The following is an 18,778-nucleotide window of genomic DNA, read 5'->3' as shown; positions in this document are numbered from 1 at the left end:
CTAACACATAAAGTAACTTGACTATTTAGAGTATTTGCTCTAAAAATTAATTAATCGCTAATTTGGATATGGTCGTGCGACATGAATAGTCAAACAAAAACAACTTCAATGACACCACATTCTTTTGATCACCAGCATCTCAACAATATGTTGGAACAGCAGAAACAAGCGTATTTACGTTACCCATTGCCTACAGCGAAGGAACGTATAGACCGTTTGGCTCGGCTTAAGCGTATCTTAGTTAAGTATCAAGATCAATTTGCTGATGCAATTAATCAAGACTATGGTAACCGTTCTATTGGTGAAACCAAGATTGGTGAGTTACTTACCTGTCTTGAGCACATCAAATATTATAGCAAGCATTTGACAGACTGGATGAAACCATCCAAACGCCATGTCGGAATTATTCACCAACCTGCCAAAGCATGGGTGCAATATCAACCACTTGGTGTCGTCGGCATTATTACGCCATGGAACTACCCACTGCTTCTTTCTATAGGCCCACTGATTTGTGCTTTGGCTGCGGGCAACCATGCCATGATCAAAATTTCGAGTGCCTCTGCGGCATTCGGTGATGTATTAGAAAAAGCCCTCGCAGAAGCATTTCCTCAAGAATTGGTCGCAGTCGTCAACGGTGGTGGCCCAATTTCAGATGCGTTTAGTCACCTTGCCTTCGATAAAATGATTTTTACTGGCTCGACCAATGTCGGTAAAACTGTCATGGCTGCTGCGTCTGAAAACTTAGTTCCGGTGATTTTAGAATTAGGCGGAAAGTCACCTGTATTGGTTCATCCGTCTATTGACCTTGCAGATGTCGCACAGCGTCTTGCGGTTGGTAAACTTTGGAATGCAGGTCAAACTTGTGTTGCACCTGACTATGTGTTCTTGCCTCGTGGTAAAACGGCTGAATTTTTAGATCACTATAAAGTGTGCGTTGAAGCCATGTACCCAAGTATTGCTCATAATCAGGACTACACCTCGATTATTAATGACAAGCAGTACAAGCGCCTACAAGGTTATTTAGAAGATGCACGTGATCAAGGCGCACAAATCATCAGTTTTAACCCACAAAATGAAGATGTGGACGCTGTACGTAAAATTGCACCGACTGTGTTAACAGGTGTCACTCCAGACATGCAAATTATGCAGCATGAAATATTCGGTCCGATCCTTCCGATCATGGAATATGATCAAATTGACGAGGTTATTGCTTTTATTAATAGCCGTCCTCGTCCACTTGCTTTATACTATTTCGACTTTGATCAGGCACGTGCCGACTATGTCGCAACACGTACCCATTCAGGACATTTCGGACAAAACACGGTATTAACCCATGTTGCTCAAGATGACCTGCCGTTTGGCGGTGTGGGGGCTTCGGGTATGGGTAAATATCATGGTCCAGAAGGTTTCTTCAGTTTGTCGCATGAACGCTCGGTGATGTCGAATCCAAAACTCTATAGTTTGAAATTCATTCTTCCACCGTTCAATAAGCCGATCCACAAACTGATTTCGAAGACACTTCTTCGATAAACGATCAAGGCATGAACGATCACACTAGGTGATCGTTCGTTTTATGCAAAATCGCTTGTCTTTTAAGCGCATTTTTGATATAAAACGCCCCTTGAATGAATTCAATGTTTTTTTTGACTGGCCATACAGATTTGCTGTTGGCTAAATCAATGGAGTTACACCATGTCTAAGGTTTGCCAAGTTACCGGCAAGCGTCCAGTCGTTGGTAACAACGTCTCACACGCCAACAACAAAACTAAACGCCGGTTCGAGCCGAACCTGCATCACCACCGTTTTTGGTTAGAAAGCGAAAAACGTTTCGTACGTCTTCGTCTAACTACTAAAGGTATGCGTATTATCGACAAATTGGGCATCGAAAAGGTTGTTGCTGACCTACGTGCTCAAGGTCAAAAGATCTAAGGAGCTACGAACATGCGTGATAAAATTCGCCTAGTTTCTTCTGCTGGTACAGGTTATTTCTACACTACCACTAAGAACAAACGTACTATGCCGGAAAAAATGGAAATCAAAAAATTTGATCCAAAAATCCGTCAACACGTAATTTTCAAAGAAGCTAAAATCAAATAATTTTAGTTTTTTGAAAAAAACGACCTGCTTAGGTCGTTTTTTTTTGCATTTTTTTTATTCGAATTGCTAAACTTTCAAAATGCTTTTGGCACTTTTTGTGCTTGTCTTTTTTACCCTTAACTTAGGCTTAAGGAGTTTTTAGTGCCTCATGATGTAGAACTCATAATATTACTTGCTGTTGGCTTTGGTTTTGCCTTAATTTTTGGCTATATAGCTGCGCGCCTGCGACTCCCTCCCCTCATCGGCTATCTGATTGCCGGTATTATTATTAGCCCAAATACGCCTGGAGTAGTTGGCGATATCCATCTCGCTAACCAATTAGCCGAACTCGGTGTCATGTTCCTGATGTTTGGCGTGGGTATGCACTTTTCACTCAATGATTTGATGCAAGTCCGTCGTATTGCCCTCCCGGGTGCCATTTTACAAATTGCAGTGGCGACCTTACTCGGTATGGGAATTTCCATGCTTTGGGGCTGGAGCATGGGCTCAGCCTTAGTGTTTGGCTTAAGTTTGTCGTGTGCAAGTACGGTGGTTCTCCTCAAGGCTCTCGGTGACCGAGGCTTACTTAACTCCGTGAATGGTAAAATTGCTGTAGGCTGGCTCTTAGTTGAAGATCTGGTCATGGTCTTGGTTCTGGTCTTACTCCCTGCCACAGCAGTATTGCTTGGTGGACAGCCACTCACAGAAAGTAGTGCAGATGAAAATATCTGGCTCACCCTTGGTATTACCTTACTCAAAGTGGCAGGTTTTATTGCCTTTATGCTAATCATTGGTAAACGCTTAGTGCCAATGATTATGCAAGTGGTTGCACGCTTAGGCTCACGTGAATTATTCACGCTTACCGTGGTTGCAGCAGCTGTGTCTATTGCTTTTGGTGCCTACAAGGTATTTGGTGTATCCATGGCACTGGGCGCATTTTTTGCCGGTATGGTGGTCAAAGAGTCTGACTTTAGTCACCGTGCAGAAGAAGAAACCCTTCCGCTTCGTGAAATTTTTTCGATTTTGTTTTTCGTCTCCGTCGGCATGCTGTTTGATCCACGGATCTTGATTGAACAACCGCTTCACGTCTTAGCTGTGGTCGGCATTATCATGATTGGTAAGACCATCGCTGCAATGGCGTTGGTGTTGTTCTTCCGTTACCCCATCAATACCGCATTAACCGTTGGGGCGAGTTTGGCGCAGATTGGTGAGTTCTCATTTATTTTGGCGACCTTAGGTGTATCTCTAAATCTCCTTTCAATGGAAGGTCAAAATCTGATACTGGCAGGCGCTTTAATCTCGATTACGCTAAATTCATTTATATTTTCTGCAATCGAGCCTATGCAGCGACTCATCCGTGAGCGCTCGAATTTGGCCCGTTTACTGGAACGTAGTAGTGACCCATTGGCCATGTTGCCGGATGAGGTCTCACAGGATTATCTGCGTGATCAGGTGGTGCTGATTGGTCATGGTGAAGTCGGTCGTCGTATTACCCGCGAATTAATGAATGAAAACATTAAAGTGGTTATTGCTGAAGAAAACCGTGAAATCGTGGAAAACTTGCGGGAAAAAGGCATCGCTGCGGTATCCGGTGTAGCAACAGAACCTGGGGTTTTAATTCAAGCCCATATTCAACACGCACGCCTTTTGGTCATTTCACCTATGGATATTTTAGATATTCATAAAATTGTCGATATTGCCAAAATGCTGAATCCGTCTATCCAAGTATTGGTTTGTGCGGAAAGTAAAGAAGAAGCTGAAGTCATTCGTCGTGACAATATCGGTGAGGTTTATTATGCCAAAGAGGAAATGGCGAAAAATATGAGCAATCATATTTTAAATCAAATCCAAATTGCCCATCACCAAACTCCGACACACTAAACTAAGTTCCTAATTAAGTTCTTATGGGCAATACCCAAAAGGCGATGCATTAAAGCATCGCCTTTTTTTAAACTGATATAATTCAGTAATATTAAAATCACAAATAATTGAATTTAAAAAACATATTGATAAAATAAGCATCAAACGAAGCATCATTTTTAAAAACTTCAAACAAGAAACGAGAAAAACATGTACATCCTCTATTTAGGCCTTGCCATTATTTTGATTGGCGGTCTGGGCTTTCTCATCGCTGCATTTAAAACCAGTATTTTATGGGGACTGGGCTGTCTATTGTTTTATCCCATTTCCATCGTCTTTCTGATTCTGTATTGGCAAGATGCCAAAAATCCTTTTTTCTTACAGCTCATCGGGGTCTTTATTGTATTTTTAGGTTCGATACTGATCTCACCTACTGAACTGGGCACAGTCTAAGTGCCATTTTGGGTATAAAAAACGCACCGAAAGGTGCGTTTTCATCATGATCTAAAAATCAGTGCCTATATGATTAGCTCATATATTTAGGCTTTTCATCGACCACTTCGGCATGCCATTCATCCACTTGTTTTTCTAACAAACCAAACAATGCAGCCTGAATCATTTGCTGAGCGATCACACTCATTTGATCGCCCAAAATATTGCGTAATTCTTCATTGAATTGGATAGTCACCAAAGGCTCTTTTTCTGAGCCTGCATTACGCAATGCCAACTCACCACCTTCCAATTGAACCAGCTCTAAAATTGCTTCCTGGTTCCCAAAGAGTTCTTTCAACTGTTCTATAGACATATATCCCTCCATGCGCAACATGGTGATAAAGGCATCTGCACTTTGTATTACTTAGATAATCTTATATCGGGTTAAATAAATTTATTTCAAGTAGCAATAGTCCAATTAGAACTCCACCATCTCGTTACGAAATCCATCAATTAATTGAGTTAGATCACGATGCCATTCACGCAAAATAGCGGTATCTGGCAACCATGCTTGCGGTGTTTGGGTAACTTTAATAATTAAATTTGAAGACGTTTCATCTTCTGGCTCTGGTGCAGACGGTTCAGGTGCATATTGACACATACGATGTGCGCGTTTCAGCTCTGCAATAAAGCCCTGCTTTGCCAATTGCTGCATAACAGTCACTTCAGGTGATACCTGACCTTTTTCAGCCATCAGCGTTTCAATCGACTTTAACGTGGGCGCAGGATCATTTAAACGATAGTAACGCACCAACTCTTGTAAAAACGCAAGTACTGCACCATGCAAATGAAAAACCGCTGCTTCGCGATAAGCCTGAGCTTGTTGAACATGATCGGTCTGCTCAGCTTGCTGACATGCAAGACGGGTAAAATATAACTTTTGATTGGTACGATCAGCATGAAAGCGAGCAACACGAGACATGAACAATTCCCTAAATTTTGGCGTTTTTCTACATGAATAAGCTTAAACGGATTTTTAGGAAATTCACAATAAATATTATGGATGATCGATTTCAATTAAATAAATGTCATGCTTGGCAGGAACAGGCATATCCCAATCAATCATCCTGATATTTTCCAGACGCCAAGCCCAGTACCCTGCTGCCCAATATGTCGCCTGCGCTTGCTCTACCTCTGTTTCAGTCCATGCATGAACGTCATATACATCGACCATCGCCACTGCACGTGCAATATCTTCATCTCCGCTTTCATGTAAGTAGCGTTGATTTTCCACGATCACTAAATCTTTTAAAGGCAAATGTTCGGGCTGCCATGAGCGGACTTCAAGCGTTTTAAGCCCACACGCAATGTTCGAACCAGATGGCGCAACAATCGACAAGGCCGAGTAGCATTTTTTCATAGATCACCGATAAAAAAAGGAGCGTAACGCTCCTTTTTAAATTTATGCTTTAGGCTTATCTTCAGCCGCTTTTACGCGAATACCCGCACCTTTGACTTTCAAAGTATTCAGGCCTTTAATCGCTTTTACAGCTTCACGACCATTTGGCATTTCGACAAAACCAAACCCTTTCGATTTACCTGTGCTTGCATCCATAACAACAACAGCAGACTCTACTGCGCCAAATGGTTTAAACAGTTCAACCAATTCTGCTTCAGTAACTGAACGCTCTAAGTTACGTACTAAAATTTTCATTCAATCTTCCAAATAGACAGCATCATCAAAAAGCATTTGTCTATTTTGCTTTTTAACTTGCGTGTAAATCACGTCAAAAATCTATTTTAATCGAGATCGATACCAAAATCTAAATTAATCGATTTTCTTTCGATTAACGCACTTTTTACGGTTTGCTGACGGGTTTTATAGTGTGTTTCCAAACTACATAAATTTCGAGTTAAATCATTCATAAAATAACTTTCTACTTTACGCCCTTGCTCATCCACAGTTTCACGTGCCCAGTGGTTCAAGTTTTGCTTAGTCAAAATCAATTCATTTTGCGCACGTGTCAGCGCCACATATAACACGCGACGCTCTTCTTCCACCTCATCGAAATTACCCTGAGCACGTGCATGCGGGTATTGCCCTGGTGTCACATTCGCCACATAACAGACTTTTTGCTCCGTTCCTTTTGCCGAATGAATGGTAATTAACGTCACGACATCACTGTCAGATTGGCGTTCAATTTCAGAAATGGAAACTGGATCAAGGACATATTCTTCTAAGAATTCACTCAACTGCGTATGTTTGGATGCCAGTTGTTTCACCAAATCAAAATCACCCTGACGGCGGTTCCAATCTTTTTTATAGTTTTCTTCTAGCTGCTCAGAAATCGCTTGAACAGCCAAGCTTACGCATTCTTTGACCTGATCTTTCAACACCGACATTTGCTTCATCATCAGAATCGCTTGGTTAGGTACTTTGCCAAACTTTTCCAACTTGGTTGCAATGGCTTGCATTTCTGGCTCAAGTAAAATCTGCTGCGATAACTTACTCGCACCGACATCACCCACACCATTCCACAAGGTTAAAAAGCGCATCCACGCGATATCATCTAAGGGATTAGCCACTACACGCAGCACACTGAGCAAGTCTTTTACATGGGCTGTTTCAAGTAATTTCATTCCGCCGATAAAGCGATACGGCACGTTTGCGGCAATACAGGCTGCTTCAATATGACGAGCAGCAAAGCTTGAACGCACAAGCACCATATGATCCGACCATTTGCTGCCTTCGAGGTAATGACGCTCTTTGATGTCGATGGCAATCCATTTGGCTTCATCAAACTCATTCGGGAAAATATGCATTTTCGGCTTAATCCCTTCACCACGATAGGCATCTAAGCGTTTGTCATATTTAATTTCGCTTTCATCCAACAACCAATTCGACAGGTCTAAAATTTCTTGGGTTGAACGATAATTTTTTTCAAGTTTAAAAATCTGTGCGTCGGGTACCCGCTCTTTGAAATGATGAATATTTTCAAAGTCTGCACCTCGGAAGCCATAGATTGACTGTGCATCATCGCCGACACAGAACAAACTGACACGTTCCTTTAGTGGCTCAAGTAACGCCCATTGCAGCGGATTGGTATCCTGCATTTCATCAACCAACATGTGGCGACAAATCGAAGCGACATAATCGACCAGTCCATCTGATTCCGCCAAGGCTTTCGCCACAATCGCCAAGATATCGTCATAATCTAAAAAACTACGCGCACGTTTACGAGCTTCGTATTCTTTCATGATATCCGCGATTTGATCTTTCAACGCAAAGTACTCAGGCATTTGCTTTTCCATGGCAATGCTAAGTTTTTGACGCGTATTCCGCGCAAAGGAATACAGATCACAGAGTTCTTTCGGCTTGGGCAAGTGGTTCGGGTTTTTCTTATCATCACGACCACGAATCAGGCGGAACATCATGAGTTGATCATCACGATCAATAATCGAAAACTGTTCTAGACCAAAGGCTTTTGGAATACGGCGCAAGAGGTACATACAAAAGGTATGAAAGGTTGATGCACGTAACCCTTTGGCTTGCTCCCCCAGAGCCAGCTCCACACGAGCGACAATTTCACTCGCTGCACGGCGAGTAAAAGTCAAAATTTGAATTTGATTGGCAGGCACGCCTTGATCAATTAAATAAGCTGCACGCGCCACGATGGTTTTGGTTTTACCACAACCTGCTCCTGCCAAAACCAAGCTATGCTGTGCTTCTGTTGTTGCGGCTTGTTTTTGTTGAGGATTTAATTCATCAATCAGGTTGGCTAAACTCATGTGTACTCATCATTTTATGGATAGGTATAGTTTAGCAGATTGAAAAAAAATACATGTTAATGTAGGATCAAAATTACAACTAGAAAAAGATAAGTTTATGAAAAATTTTAAGCTAATTAGCCATTTCCTTCAGCCAGTTTTATTACTTTTAATATTTACAAATCATCCATCTTACGCAAAAAAATTGACTCAAACTGAATTTGATCACTTGATAAGTAAAAATAATCAGAAAGGAATTCAACTCCATGATGATCTAGCTGTAGCTCTAATTTCTGGCAATCATAAGCTTATATCCGATAATTTATGTGCAACTTATAAAATGAGTAAAGCACAATATGAAATTGCTTCAGAGAATTCTGAATTATTAAAAGCGAAACGGGCAAAAGAAAATGCAATAGAAAATATAAAAAACATTGAAAATATAATTCCAAAAAATCAAAAACCAATGGAAAAATATTGCAAAGATTTTCAACAAAATTAATCATATTTTCTAACTATGATTATCTTAAAACTCACTAGATGCATGTATAAATTTTACCTTGATTTTTATTTCAAACATCTCATCACATTTCTACAGCAATGTTCCAAATTTAGTTCCGCATTTTTTAATGCATCTTCCAACTTACAATCTGGTGGATTAATCCCAACAATCTGTGTGAAACCTAAATCATAGAGTTCTGCTATCCCCTCACCCACTAGACCAGTAAAGGCGATCACAGGTTTATTAAACTTTTTTGCAACTTGCGCCACACCAAATGGCGTTTTACCGAACTTAGTTTGATGATCAATTTTCCCTTCACCTGTCAGCACATAATCTGCCTGTGCTATTTTTTCATTCAACTGACATTGTTCAATGACCAATTCCACACCTGATTGCATCGATGCACCCGCAAAAGCCATCAACCCAAAACCTAACCCACCTGCAGCACCTGCACCTGCGACATCACGTAAAGTACAACCCAGTGTCGCTTCAACGACATTGGCATAATGACTGAGGTTCTGATCTAACTGACGCACCATCTCCTGCGTTGCGCCTTTTTGCGGGCCAAAAATATGGGATGCGCCATTTTCACCACATAATGGATTCATGATGTCGCTAGCAATGATGATCTCTGTGTGTGTTAAACGTGAGTCGAGCTGCGTCAAATCAAGACTGTTAATTTGATCCAGACAACCACCACAAACTGCTATTTCCAAGCCATTTTCATCTAAAAATTGTGCCCCCAAGGCCTGCGCCATACCTGCACCGCCATCATTGGTCACACTCCCGCCCAAGCCAATAATAATTTTACTTACTCCGAAGTCTAGAGCAGCCTGGATCATTTCGCCCGTACCATAAGTTGACGTCAGTAAAGGATTTCGCTGAGCAATATCGACAAGATGAATACCATTGGCTTTTGCCATTTCAATCACCGCAGTTTTTCCACCGTCGATCAAACCGAAATATGTCGTCACACCTTGATTGGGCAAAGGACCTGTAAGCGCTATCGCCACTTTTTGACCGTCGCAAGCACTGAGTAACGCATCTACAGTTCCCTCACCGCCATCTGCCATTGGCACAGCGATGACATTTGCGTCAGGTATGAGCTTTAAAATTGCACGCTGCATCGCGTCACAGGCTTGTTGAGCACTCATACTTTCTTTAAATGAATCGGGCGCAAGAACAAAAGTGGTCATCTAAATGCTCAAAATAAAACTTGTCCTCAACCATAACGGTTTTAAAATAGCAGGTATATCTAAAAACATCAGAAAGGTTCGAAATGTCACGAATCAACCTAGGTCAGTCTGCACCTGAGCTATATAAAAAAGTCGCAGAACTTGATGCACTGGCAATGCAAAAAATAAATGAGGCTGGTCTTAATGAAGGTTTAGCCCATTTACTCAAACTACGTGCATCCCAAATCAACGAATGTGCGTTCTGTATTCGCATGCATGCACAAGATGCACTTAAAACTGGTGAAAGCATTGAACGTATTAGCCTACTCAATGCATGGCGTGAAACTGCGTACTATGATGAAAAAGAACGTGCAGCTTTGAGCTTGATCGAAGCGATCACGTTAATTGCTGAAGGCCAAGTTCCCGATGCAGTTTATGAAGATGCTTTGCCCTTTTTAACAGATGAGCAAATCAGTGCCGTGGAATGGCTGGCTATTGTGATCAACACATGGAACCGAATTGCCATTAGTAGCCGCTATAGCGTGAAACCTTAACGGGTTGTACACATTAAAAGTGAATAAAAAAAAGAGTGCCTCAGCACTCTTTTTTTATTTATCAGATCCGCAAGCAGCTTACTGCTCTGCCGAGCTTTTCGGCACTTCACGTCGAATATAAGAAGCCAAAGTAAGGTAGTTGACCCCTTGGAATAAAATATCAACCGCCAAGAATAATCCTAATACCCAAAATGGTGCATCAGGTGACATCAAAATGATCACACCCGTAATCAAGGTCAATAGACCTGAAAATAGTGTCCATCCCCAACCTTGAAATGCTCGAAATAGCACAGCATTAAAGATACGAATGACCCCTGCAATGATCAAAATAATCGCCAATAAATTGGTTAGGACAATGGCCGTTTTGACAGGCGTTGTAAATGCATAATAGCCTGCGACCATATACAACACACCAAATAGTGCCCAGAACCAGCGGTAGCCGCCTTCAAAAATTTTAAATGCCGCGATGAAATGGATTACACCACCTAACATCATCAGCACACCAAAAATATAAATGACAGTGATTGTCGCGAATGGCAAAGCTGCCAAAAGGACCAATCCGAAGACCACCAATAAAGCACCTAAACCGAGATACCACTTACGGTTTTCATGGAGCTGACTGCGAATTAAATCGTTGCCTACTGTTCTCATGTTTTTTCTCAAGTTATTCGTTATTTAATGGATTATGCAACTTCATGATGAAGAAAAATGAAAGAAAAGTCCAAATCTTATCCACACTGCTGACTTAGACTGTGGATAAGATAGGTTTTATCCACATTATTTTTTCCATCCCACTTCAATTGCTGTGACGTCACTCACCACAGTATCAGCTAAATCTTCAGGCATTTTACTTTGCGTCTGTGAAGTTGGAATGTGCCCAGCCATTAGTTCAGCTTTACTTTGTGGAAACAAAGGCTGCCGCTCAGGTTCTGCATAGCCGACAGGGAAGATAGGCTGACCTGTGGCCAAATCATACTTATCCGTTGCACCAAAAGCGTGTAATAACTCATGGGCTAAAACGATTTTATTCTGCGCTGTCTGTTTATTCGATGCAAATAATTTCACCGATCCAATTCGACCATTTTCCAAAGCTGTGGAATGTTTAAGTTCTTTGGTTTGGGTCGGATCGTAATAATTTAAAAATAGCGTGACACTCGAAACACCATCTACATTTTCATGCTGCTGCCAAGCATAGTAGCGGAATTTCAAACTCCATAAGATAATGTCCAACATGCCAGCATCATTGGGTACTTTGGGAGGTAAAACTTTCAGCTCGCGACCTAACTTAAAATACACATAAGTCGGTTGTCCTCGGTATTTCTGTGCCGTCATTTGTAAATATTGTTGAACATCGTTTAAATCATTGACAGAGAGCTGCTGTATATACGCTTGTGTGCTCTCTCGACCATCTGCATTAATTGGATGTAACAATACAAAGATCGGTTTACTCCAGTCTTGGTTTTTGTCTTTATAGGCATTGACTGCGACAACCAATAAAATCAGCAATAAACACAGTACCCGAATTTTTTTCCACATTCCCCAAGATCTCAATTAATTTTTAGCGTTTATTTTCAGAATTAAAACAGAACATCCTTAGAATGTCTTGCTCAATTTAAAAGCTCAATCGATTACTTACTTTAAAAAATCCTTGATCAAAAGACATAAAAAATGCCGACCGAAGTCAGCATTTTATTGATTTTAAAGCTTAAGCCTCAACCCACTTACCATCTTGGTACACCAAAGACCATTTGGTTTGCTTGCCTTCAGCATTTTCAGAACCAATATATTGCGCTTGGTTTTTACGGCTGAATTTCACCAATGTTGGGTTTCCTTCAGGATCGACATCCGGTGCTTGTAAGATGAACTGATATTTTGCATCCAACTGATCTGCGACAGAACGTAGTTCAGCCACTTTCGGTGCACGAGTTTCACGTACTTTCGGGAACTTACTTGCAGCTAAGAATAAACCTGCTGCGCCATCACGAAGAACAAAGAAGTCATCATGTTTGGTTGAACGTAAGTGCTCCATTTTAATCGGATCTACACGTGGAGGTGCAGGCTGACCGCTCTTCAACACTTTACGTGTATTGTCACAGCTATTACATGCAAAGTAAGGACCGAAACGGCCTGTCTTCAATTGCATTTCGCCATCACATTTGTCGCACGGAATGGTTGGACCATCATAACCTTTGATTTTGAACTCACCTTCTTCAAGCTCAAAACCAGCACAGTCTGGGTTATTACCACAGATATGTAACTTACGACCGCCATCAATCACATAGCTGTCCATGGCTGTTTCACAGATTGGACAACGTTTTTTCGACATTAAATCTGCTGTTTCTGCCGAGTCATCGTCAGACAATGCAGCCAATGATTCTACAGGTGTCAGGTTTAAAGTTCCCTTACAACGCTCTTTTGGCGGTAAGTTATAACCTGAACAACCCAAGAACACGCCGGTAGTCCCTGTACGAATTTGCATCGGACGGTCACATTCTTTACAGTGCACAGCATCCACTTCTACAGGTAAATTACGGCGCATGCCATTTTCACCCTGAGCTGTGGTTAAGCGTGTTTTAAAATCACCGTAGAAGCTATTGAGTAACTCTTTCCAGTTACGATCACCATCAGCGACTTTATCCAGCTGACCTTCAAGATCTGCCGTGAATGCATAGTTCATCAAGTTATTAAAGTTTTCATCGAGACGGTCTGTCACGATTTCACCCATTTTCTCGGCGAACAAACGACGGTTATCAAGCTTCACATAACCACGGTCTTGAATGGTTGAGATAATCGCAGCATACGTCGATGGACGACCAATCCCTTTTTTCTCAAGCTCTTTGACCAATGATGCTTCAGTGAAGCGCGCAGGTGGTTTAGTAAAGTGCTGCGATGGATCTAATTTTTCAAGTTTCAGTACTTCACCGACTTTTACAGCAGGTAACAGTACATCATCATCCGATTTGTTTTGGCCACGCACTTTAGTGAAACCATCAAAGACCAATGTACGGCCTTTGGCTTTGAGTTCGACGCCATTGGCATTAACTAAAATCGTTGATGATAAATATTCTGCAGGGGTCATTTGACATGCAACGAACTGACGCCAGATCAGGTCATAAAGACGCTGTGCATCACGCTCTACACCCACCAAACTATCGCCTTTTAGCGCGACATTTGATGGACGAATCGCTTCATGGGCTTCTTGCGCACCAGCTTTATTGCCGTAGCGATTTGGTTTAGCCGGTAAATATTTTTGACCAAACTCAGTTTCAATATGACCACGAACCATATTTACAGCGTCATCACTCAAGAATGTTGAGTCTGTACGCATATAAGTAATAAAGCCGGCTTCATATAAGCGCTGTGCCAACATCATGGTTTTCTTCACAGAAAAACCTAAACGTGTACTTGCTGCTTGTTGCAGTGTAGACGTGATGTATGGCGCACTTGGATTGACCTTGGTTGGTTTGTCTTCACGTGCTGAAACTGTGTAATCTGCATCTTTAATCAGGTTCAGTAAAGCATCCGTTTCAGCTTTGTTGTGCAGTTTTAAAGTCTTGCCATTTTGCTTCACCGCTTCTAAACGGATATCGTCTTTCTTCGACTTGGTATCTGCAAAAACTTGCCAAAATTCTTCTGGAACGAAGGCACGAATTTCACGTTCACGCTCAACCACAAGTTTAACAGCCACAGATTGTACACGACCTGCCGATAAACCACGGGCGATTTTTTCCCATAAGAGTGGCGAGATCATAAAGCCCACAATACGGTCGAGGAAACGACGGGCTTGTTGAGCATTGACTTTATCTGTATCGAGGCGAGAAGGATGTTTAAACGCTTCTTGAATAGCATTTTTGGTAATTTCGTTGAACACCACACGTTGATAACGTGAGTCGTCACCGCCAATGACTTCTTTTAAATGCCAAGCAATTGCTTCTCCTTCCCTATCCATATCCGTTGCGAGATAGACCTCGTCAACTTGCGATGCAAGCTTTTTCAGTTCCGCAACAACATGTTCTTTACCCGGTAGGACTTCGTACTGTGCCTTCCAGTCATTTTCAGGGTCTACACCCATACGATTAACCAAAGCTTTTTGTGCTTTTTTGGCTTTTTCAGCTTCAGTTAATTTTGCACGAGTTACTGGCTTTTTCTCTGCTGTTTTACTCGAGCCGCCTGTAGGTAAATCACGGACATGACCCACCGATGATTTCACGATGTAATCAGAGCCCAAATATTTATTGATTGTTTTCGCTTTTGCAGGCGATTCCACAATCACTAACGCACGCTTTTTCCCAGCATCGGCAGATTTTGCTGTGGTACTTTTAGATGTGGACCGAGGAGCGTTCGCCATAGTTAACCATCATTCCTGTTTAATAGGTTTTTTAAAATTTAAAGTTCAGCCAATGAATGTAAAAATGCTTTCATATCATCAAGCTGTGTGGCTCTTAAGTCAGATTCTTCGTTCCAATAGAGTCCTACACAGTTTGCCTGCATATCAATAGCATAAATGCCCTTTAATGTAATGGCTAAATCCTTGAACTTGTCATCACCATGTACCAGTTCAAGTTTGTCATCGACCACTAAAGCACGCATTAAAGGCAAACGCGCATCTGGAATCAGCACACTGTAATACGCCACCATACTGGCACGCTTTTCAGATGCCATTGGAATCTTGGTCCAAGCAGGTGCAGCCACTAAACGTGGGTGCAGCCCCATCTTACGCGCCTTCTCGCGCATAATGCCCAAGGCTTTTTCTCTAGGATTTACTCGAAGTCCAAAAATCGACCCAAGTACAAAGACCACAATAAAAACGGTAACCCAGATTCCAGTATTTTCCATAGCACAACCTTTATATTCCTTTATTAGAGTTGCATAAGCGCAATATAAAACGCAAGTTCACTCGATAAAATTAATTCAGGAACATCTCGTGGCTATATAGCACTTCGTGACCATTCCAATAGATATATCCTTTTTCGATCAACTCTTTAAGTAGTAATCGAACGTCAGATTGTGGGAACATTTGCTCCAATAAATCACGTAAGGCGTAGATATCTTTTGGTTTATCTGACTTTAATTCATGCAATTTTCGGATCACTTCCATTTGCACAGGATCAATCTTATTGAAATTTTTAAATAAGCCTTGCTGTGCAGCCTGAATCATCGACGCCGTATCATCAGTATTTGAGGTTTGTTCTTCGAGTGAAGCAGTAAATGCATTCAGGTCTGTTTTTATCGGCAATGCTGTTTCAGCAGTCGTATTTAAATCTAGCTGCACCCATTGTTTGAGTACTTTTTTTCGAATCGAAATCTGCTCATCAAAGCGTTTGACGATTTTTAGATTGATCAACATACCGACCAAATGCTGAGCTTTTTCGCTAGAGACTTGCAAAATATTCATCAATGAGTTTTTCAGTTTATCCAAACTGTTGGGTTTGCCACTGAGTTTTTCCAGACCATCACAATAGTGTTTAATCAGTAATAAATCAGGTTTATTCCGAATGGTTTCCAGGTCAGGAATTTTATATTTCACTTTATGTGAAACTTCTTGTTCTGACTGAATTTGGATAAGATGTGCGCTGAGTCCAGAGCCATCCAATTGTTCCATCAGTAATTCAATATCAGGCATTGCTGAAATCACTTCAATATGCGCATCTGGATCCATCAAGGCCATCAGTTGCCCCACAATCACCGCATATTCAAATTCTTTTTGCGGCGTTTCTGGAATATCCAAAACCACCAATTGACCACTCGCAATCCACCCTGCAATTTCAGTCAAATCTTCAAGTGCATATTCAAATTTTCCGCTGCAGCTAAACACATACAAAGTACTGTAATGTTCAATGATATTGCGCAATAGATTTGCTGTGGGCGGGTTATTTTCCAAATCTAGCAGGACAACTTTTTGACTCATGAGATGAAATAATGGGTTTCGATCAGCAGATGCGGTGCATTAGACCTGTCACGCTGCAAAAGGTCAAATAAATTTACACCAATCCACAGCTTTGGCGCTGATTCGTCATCTGCCTGTCATTCAATAGTGACATTAATAATGCGGTGGGCGGTTAGTCATTGGGTCAAATGCCGCAATACCTTCAGATAAATCTGCCGATTCAATACGACGATACAAAATCTGCATTTGTTTCTTTAAATCAGCAATTTCGGCGTTTTGACGCGCAACTTGATCATTCAGTTGGTCAACTAAATCATCTAAAAATGCAATTCGGACTTGCAAATCTTCAATGGGTGCGGAAAATGACGCCTGTTCATCAAGATTTTGTTGTGTAGTCAATTTACACTCCTCATATAAGATTTCAGGAAACATTATGGCCTATATTACTTTAAGGGACGTCCAGCTTGCATTTGGCGGACCTTCCCTACTCGACGGCGCGAACTTCAGTTTAGAACGTGGCGAGCGAGTGTGTCTAATCGGTCGTAATGGTGAAGGTAAGTCTACTTTACTTAAACTGATTGAGGGAACTTTATTGCCAGATGGCGGTGAAGTTTCATTGCAAAATGGCATTACGATTTCAATGCTTGCTCAAGATGTACCCATGGATTCGGGCAAAGTCGCTGATATTGTAGCCGATGGTGCAGGTGAAGCTGCTACTGTACTGCGTGCTTATCATGAAGCCAGCGAAGCCTGCGTACTCGGTGATATGGACGCCTGTGAGCGCATGGGTAACCTACAACATCAGATGGATCAAATGGATGGCTGGTCACTTGAAACTAAAGTGAATGCCATCCTCAGTAAAATGGGCCTAGACCCAGAAGCTGACCTTGCAGATTTGTCTGGTGGTCGTAAGCGTCGTGTTCTATTGGCACGTGCTCTCTTAACGCAGCCCGATGTATTGCTACTCGACGAACCAACTAACCATTTGGACGTTGAAAGTATTGAATGGCTCGAAAAATTCCTGCTTGATCAAAACAACTTAACCCTGTTGTTTATTTCGCATGACCGTTCATTTGTCGATAGTATCGCAACCCGTATTGTGGAACTTGACCGCGGCATTTTGCGTAGCTATGAAGGCAACTATTCACGTTACCTCGAACTCAAAGCTCAGCAAATGGAAGCGGAAGAAAAGCAAAATGCGCTATTCGATAAAAAACTCGCTGAAGAAGAAGTGTGGATTCGTCAGGGCATTAAAGCGCGTCGTACCCGTAACGAAGGTCGTGTTCGTGCCTTAAAAGCGTTGCGTGAAGAGTCTAAAGCACGTCGTTCACAACAAGGCAAAGTGAGCATGGCAACGCAAGATGCGCAGCGCTCAGGTAAAGTGGTCTTTGAAATTGAAAACTTAGCTGTGCAATTTGGCAACAGCGCGCCAATCATCAAAGATTTCTCGGCACTGGTATTACGTGGTGACCGTATCGGCTTAGTCGGTGACAACGGTGTGGGTAAAACCACTCTTATCAAAGCTATTTTGGGTGAGCAAGAACATACTGGTACAGTAAAAACAGGTACACAGCTTGAAGTTGCTTACTTTGATCAGCTTCGAAATGCACTTGATCTTGAAAAATCAGTGAAAGATAACGTCTCTGAAGGCTCAGACCATGTCGATGTCAATGGTAGCCGTCGTCACATCTACAGTTATTTACAAGACTTCTTATTCTCTCCAGAACGCGCACGTACACCAGTCAAAGCACTTTCTGGGGGTGAGCGTAACCGTATTCTGTTGGCTAAACTGCTACTGAAACCATCGAACCTTATCGTGATGGACGAACCGACCAACGACTTGGATATGGTAACTCTTGAACTGTTGGAAGAAATGCTCAGCGCTTACAAAGGCACACTGTTACTGATTTCGCATGACCGTGCCTTTATGGACAACGTGGTGACATCAACTTGGGTCTTTGATGGTAAAGGTCAAATCGATGAATACATCGGAGGTTACCAAGACTATTTGGAACAGCGTCCTGACCAAACTGTCGTGGATCAAAAAAGCGATGTGAAAAAAGCCATGGCTAAAGCCGAAGCCGCGGCTGCCGCTGCCGTGCCTAAAAAAGTCAAGCTCAGCTATAAAGACCAACGTGCCCTAGAACAACTGCCGACTGAAATTGAAGCATTGGAACAAGAGCAAGCTGAATTGTCTGAAAAATTAGCTGACGGTTCTTGGTTTATGACTGACGCCGATGCTGCGACCAAAGCATCACAGCGTCTAGCTGAAATTGATGACGAAATGCTGGAAAAAATGGAACGTCTAGATGAGCTAGAAACACTTGCTAAAGGCTAAGTCCACAAAGATTCCATACAGAAAAAGCCGTATTTCGATACGGCTTTTTTTATGTCATATGACTCGACTGGATGGCTAACCTAAATGACGCTGTTTTAAATTGGAGCATACAGCGTTTGTAAAGACGATTCCGCTAATGTGAAAAGCTTGCTATGGTGACGTTCAACATAAGATTGAGTCACGAGC

The 18,778-nt window shown here is 41.9% G+C and carries 20 protein-coding genes; 8 read left to right on the top strand and 12 right to left on the bottom strand.

Features of this window, described 5'->3' with window-relative positions:
• The first annotated feature begins 81 nt into the window (after nucleotides 1-81).
• From G0029_RS02125 to G0029_RS02105, 5 genes are all read left to right on the top strand, one after another.
• Nucleotides 82-1,530 carry a coniferyl aldehyde dehydrogenase gene (locus tag G0029_RS02125; RefSeq protein ID WP_180034939.1) on the top strand — a complete coding sequence of 483 codons (1,449 nt, stop codon included), beginning with the start codon at nucleotides 82-84 and terminating at the stop codon, nucleotides 1,528-1,530.
• Nucleotides 1,531-1,692: 162 nt separating this feature from the next.
• Nucleotides 1,693-1,929, top strand: coding sequence for a 50S ribosomal protein L28 (gene rpmB, locus G0029_RS02120; RefSeq protein WP_000048256.1), 237 nt, complete (start codon nucleotides 1,693-1,695; stop codon nucleotides 1,927-1,929).
• 12 nt (nucleotides 1,930-1,941) lie between these two features.
• Entirely contained in the window at nucleotides 1,942-2,097 is a 156-nt protein-coding gene (gene rpmG, locus G0029_RS02115; RefSeq protein ID WP_001205031.1) for a 50S ribosomal protein L33, read from the top strand.
• A gap of 141 nt (nucleotides 2,098-2,238) precedes the next feature.
• Nucleotides 2,239-3,957 carry a cation:proton antiporter gene (locus G0029_RS02110; RefSeq protein WP_180024451.1) on the top strand — a complete coding sequence of 573 codons (1,719 nt, stop codon included), beginning with the start codon at nucleotides 2,239-2,241 and terminating at the stop codon, nucleotides 3,955-3,957.
• Nucleotides 3,958-4,146: 189 nt separating this feature from the next.
• Nucleotides 4,147-4,389, top strand: a complete 243-nt coding sequence (locus tag G0029_RS02105; protein ID WP_078192731.1) for a hypothetical protein — start codon at nucleotides 4,147-4,149, stop codon at nucleotides 4,387-4,389.
• 73 nt (nucleotides 4,390-4,462) lie between these two features.
• Here G0029_RS02105 and G0029_RS02100 read toward each other — a convergent pair whose 3' ends face one another.
• The 5 genes from G0029_RS02100 to G0029_RS02080 form a co-directional block, all read right to left on the bottom strand.
• Nucleotides 4,463-4,741 (bottom strand): hypothetical protein, encoded by a 279-nt coding sequence (locus G0029_RS02100; RefSeq protein ID WP_078192732.1) that lies wholly within the window; start codon nucleotides 4,739-4,741, stop codon nucleotides 4,463-4,465.
• Nucleotides 4,742-4,846: 105 nt separating this feature from the next.
• The gene (locus G0029_RS02095) at nucleotides 4,847-5,350 is read right to left on the bottom strand and encodes a DUF6586 family protein (protein WP_078189695.1); all 504 of its coding nucleotides are present in this window, start codon (nucleotides 5,348-5,350) and stop codon (nucleotides 4,847-4,849) included.
• Between the two features lie 75 nt (nucleotides 5,351-5,425).
• Complete coding sequence (locus G0029_RS02090) at nucleotides 5,426-5,788, bottom strand: ASCH domain-containing protein (RefSeq protein WP_180106276.1); 363 nt, start codon at nucleotides 5,786-5,788, stop codon at nucleotides 5,426-5,428.
• Nucleotides 5,789-5,830: 42 nt separating this feature from the next.
• On the bottom strand, nucleotides 5,831-6,082 hold the full coding sequence (locus G0029_RS02085) for an RNA recognition motif domain-containing protein (RefSeq protein WP_078189697.1): 252 nt from the start codon (nucleotides 6,080-6,082) through the stop codon (nucleotides 5,831-5,833).
• Between the two features lie 86 nt (nucleotides 6,083-6,168).
• The gene (locus tag G0029_RS02080; RefSeq protein WP_180106274.1) at nucleotides 6,169-8,157 is read right to left on the bottom strand and encodes an ATP-dependent helicase; all 1,989 of its coding nucleotides are present in this window, start codon (nucleotides 8,155-8,157) and stop codon (nucleotides 6,169-6,171) included.
• Nucleotides 8,158-8,254: 97 nt separating this feature from the next.
• Here G0029_RS02080 and G0029_RS02075 point away from each other — a divergent pair, with 97 nt between their 5' ends.
• Nucleotides 8,255-8,638 carry a hypothetical protein gene (locus G0029_RS02075; RefSeq protein ID WP_180093291.1) on the top strand — a complete coding sequence of 128 codons (384 nt, stop codon included), beginning with the start codon at nucleotides 8,255-8,257 and terminating at the stop codon, nucleotides 8,636-8,638.
• A gap of 65 nt (nucleotides 8,639-8,703) precedes the next feature.
• Here the strand turns inward: G0029_RS02075 and G0029_RS02070 are convergent, their stop codons facing one another.
• A complete protein-coding gene (locus G0029_RS02070; protein ID WP_180106272.1) occupies nucleotides 8,704-9,834 on the bottom strand; it encodes a glycerate kinase in 1,131 nt (376 codons plus the stop codon).
• Nucleotides 9,835-9,917: 83 nt separating this feature from the next.
• Here G0029_RS02070 and G0029_RS02065 point away from each other — a divergent pair, with 83 nt between their 5' ends.
• Nucleotides 9,918-10,367, top strand: coding sequence for a carboxymuconolactone decarboxylase family protein (locus G0029_RS02065; protein ID WP_180106270.1), 450 nt, complete (start codon nucleotides 9,918-9,920; stop codon nucleotides 10,365-10,367).
• Between the two features lie 78 nt (nucleotides 10,368-10,445).
• Here the strand turns inward: G0029_RS02065 and G0029_RS02060 are convergent, their stop codons facing one another.
• The 6 genes from G0029_RS02060 to G0029_RS02035 all read right to left on the bottom strand — a co-directional run bounded on the left by G0029_RS02060 (nucleotide 10,446) and on the right by G0029_RS02035 (nucleotide 16,653).
• Nucleotides 10,446-11,018, bottom strand: a complete 573-nt coding sequence (locus G0029_RS02060; RefSeq protein ID WP_180106268.1) for an HdeD family acid-resistance protein — start codon at nucleotides 11,016-11,018, stop codon at nucleotides 10,446-10,448.
• Between the two features lie 126 nt (nucleotides 11,019-11,144).
• Complete coding sequence (locus tag G0029_RS02055) at nucleotides 11,145-11,903, bottom strand: hypothetical protein (protein ID WP_180106266.1); 759 nt, start codon at nucleotides 11,901-11,903, stop codon at nucleotides 11,145-11,147.
• A gap of 169 nt (nucleotides 11,904-12,072) precedes the next feature.
• Nucleotides 12,073-14,715, bottom strand: coding sequence for a type I DNA topoisomerase (gene topA / locus G0029_RS02050; protein WP_078192741.1), 2,643 nt, complete (start codon nucleotides 14,713-14,715; stop codon nucleotides 12,073-12,075).
• A 38-nt stretch (nucleotides 14,716-14,753) separates the two neighbouring features.
• The gene (locus tag G0029_RS02045; RefSeq protein WP_078189705.1) at nucleotides 14,754-15,203 is read right to left on the bottom strand and encodes a hypothetical protein; all 450 of its coding nucleotides are present in this window, start codon (nucleotides 15,201-15,203) and stop codon (nucleotides 14,754-14,756) included.
• Nucleotides 15,204-15,273: 70 nt separating this feature from the next.
• Nucleotides 15,274-16,275 (bottom strand): hypothetical protein, encoded by a 1,002-nt coding sequence (locus G0029_RS02040; RefSeq protein ID WP_180024467.1) that lies wholly within the window; start codon nucleotides 16,273-16,275, stop codon nucleotides 15,274-15,276.
• A gap of 132 nt (nucleotides 16,276-16,407) precedes the next feature.
• Complete coding sequence (locus G0029_RS02035) at nucleotides 16,408-16,653, bottom strand: SlyX family protein (RefSeq protein WP_180024468.1); 246 nt, start codon at nucleotides 16,651-16,653, stop codon at nucleotides 16,408-16,410.
• 34 nt (nucleotides 16,654-16,687) lie between these two features.
• Between G0029_RS02035 and G0029_RS02030 the strand changes: the two genes are divergently transcribed.
• Nucleotides 16,688-18,592 carry an ATP-binding cassette domain-containing protein gene (locus G0029_RS02030; protein ID WP_078192744.1) on the top strand — a complete coding sequence of 635 codons (1,905 nt, stop codon included), beginning with the start codon at nucleotides 16,688-16,690 and terminating at the stop codon, nucleotides 18,590-18,592.
• Nucleotides 18,593-18,778 lie beyond the last annotated feature (186 nt).

The sequence above is a fragment of the Acinetobacter sp. YH12138 genome (assembly GCF_015218525.1).
Lineage (GTDB): Bacteria > Pseudomonadota > Gammaproteobacteria > Pseudomonadales > Moraxellaceae > Acinetobacter > Acinetobacter amyesii.
This window is presented reverse-complemented; position numbering and strand designations above follow the sequence as displayed.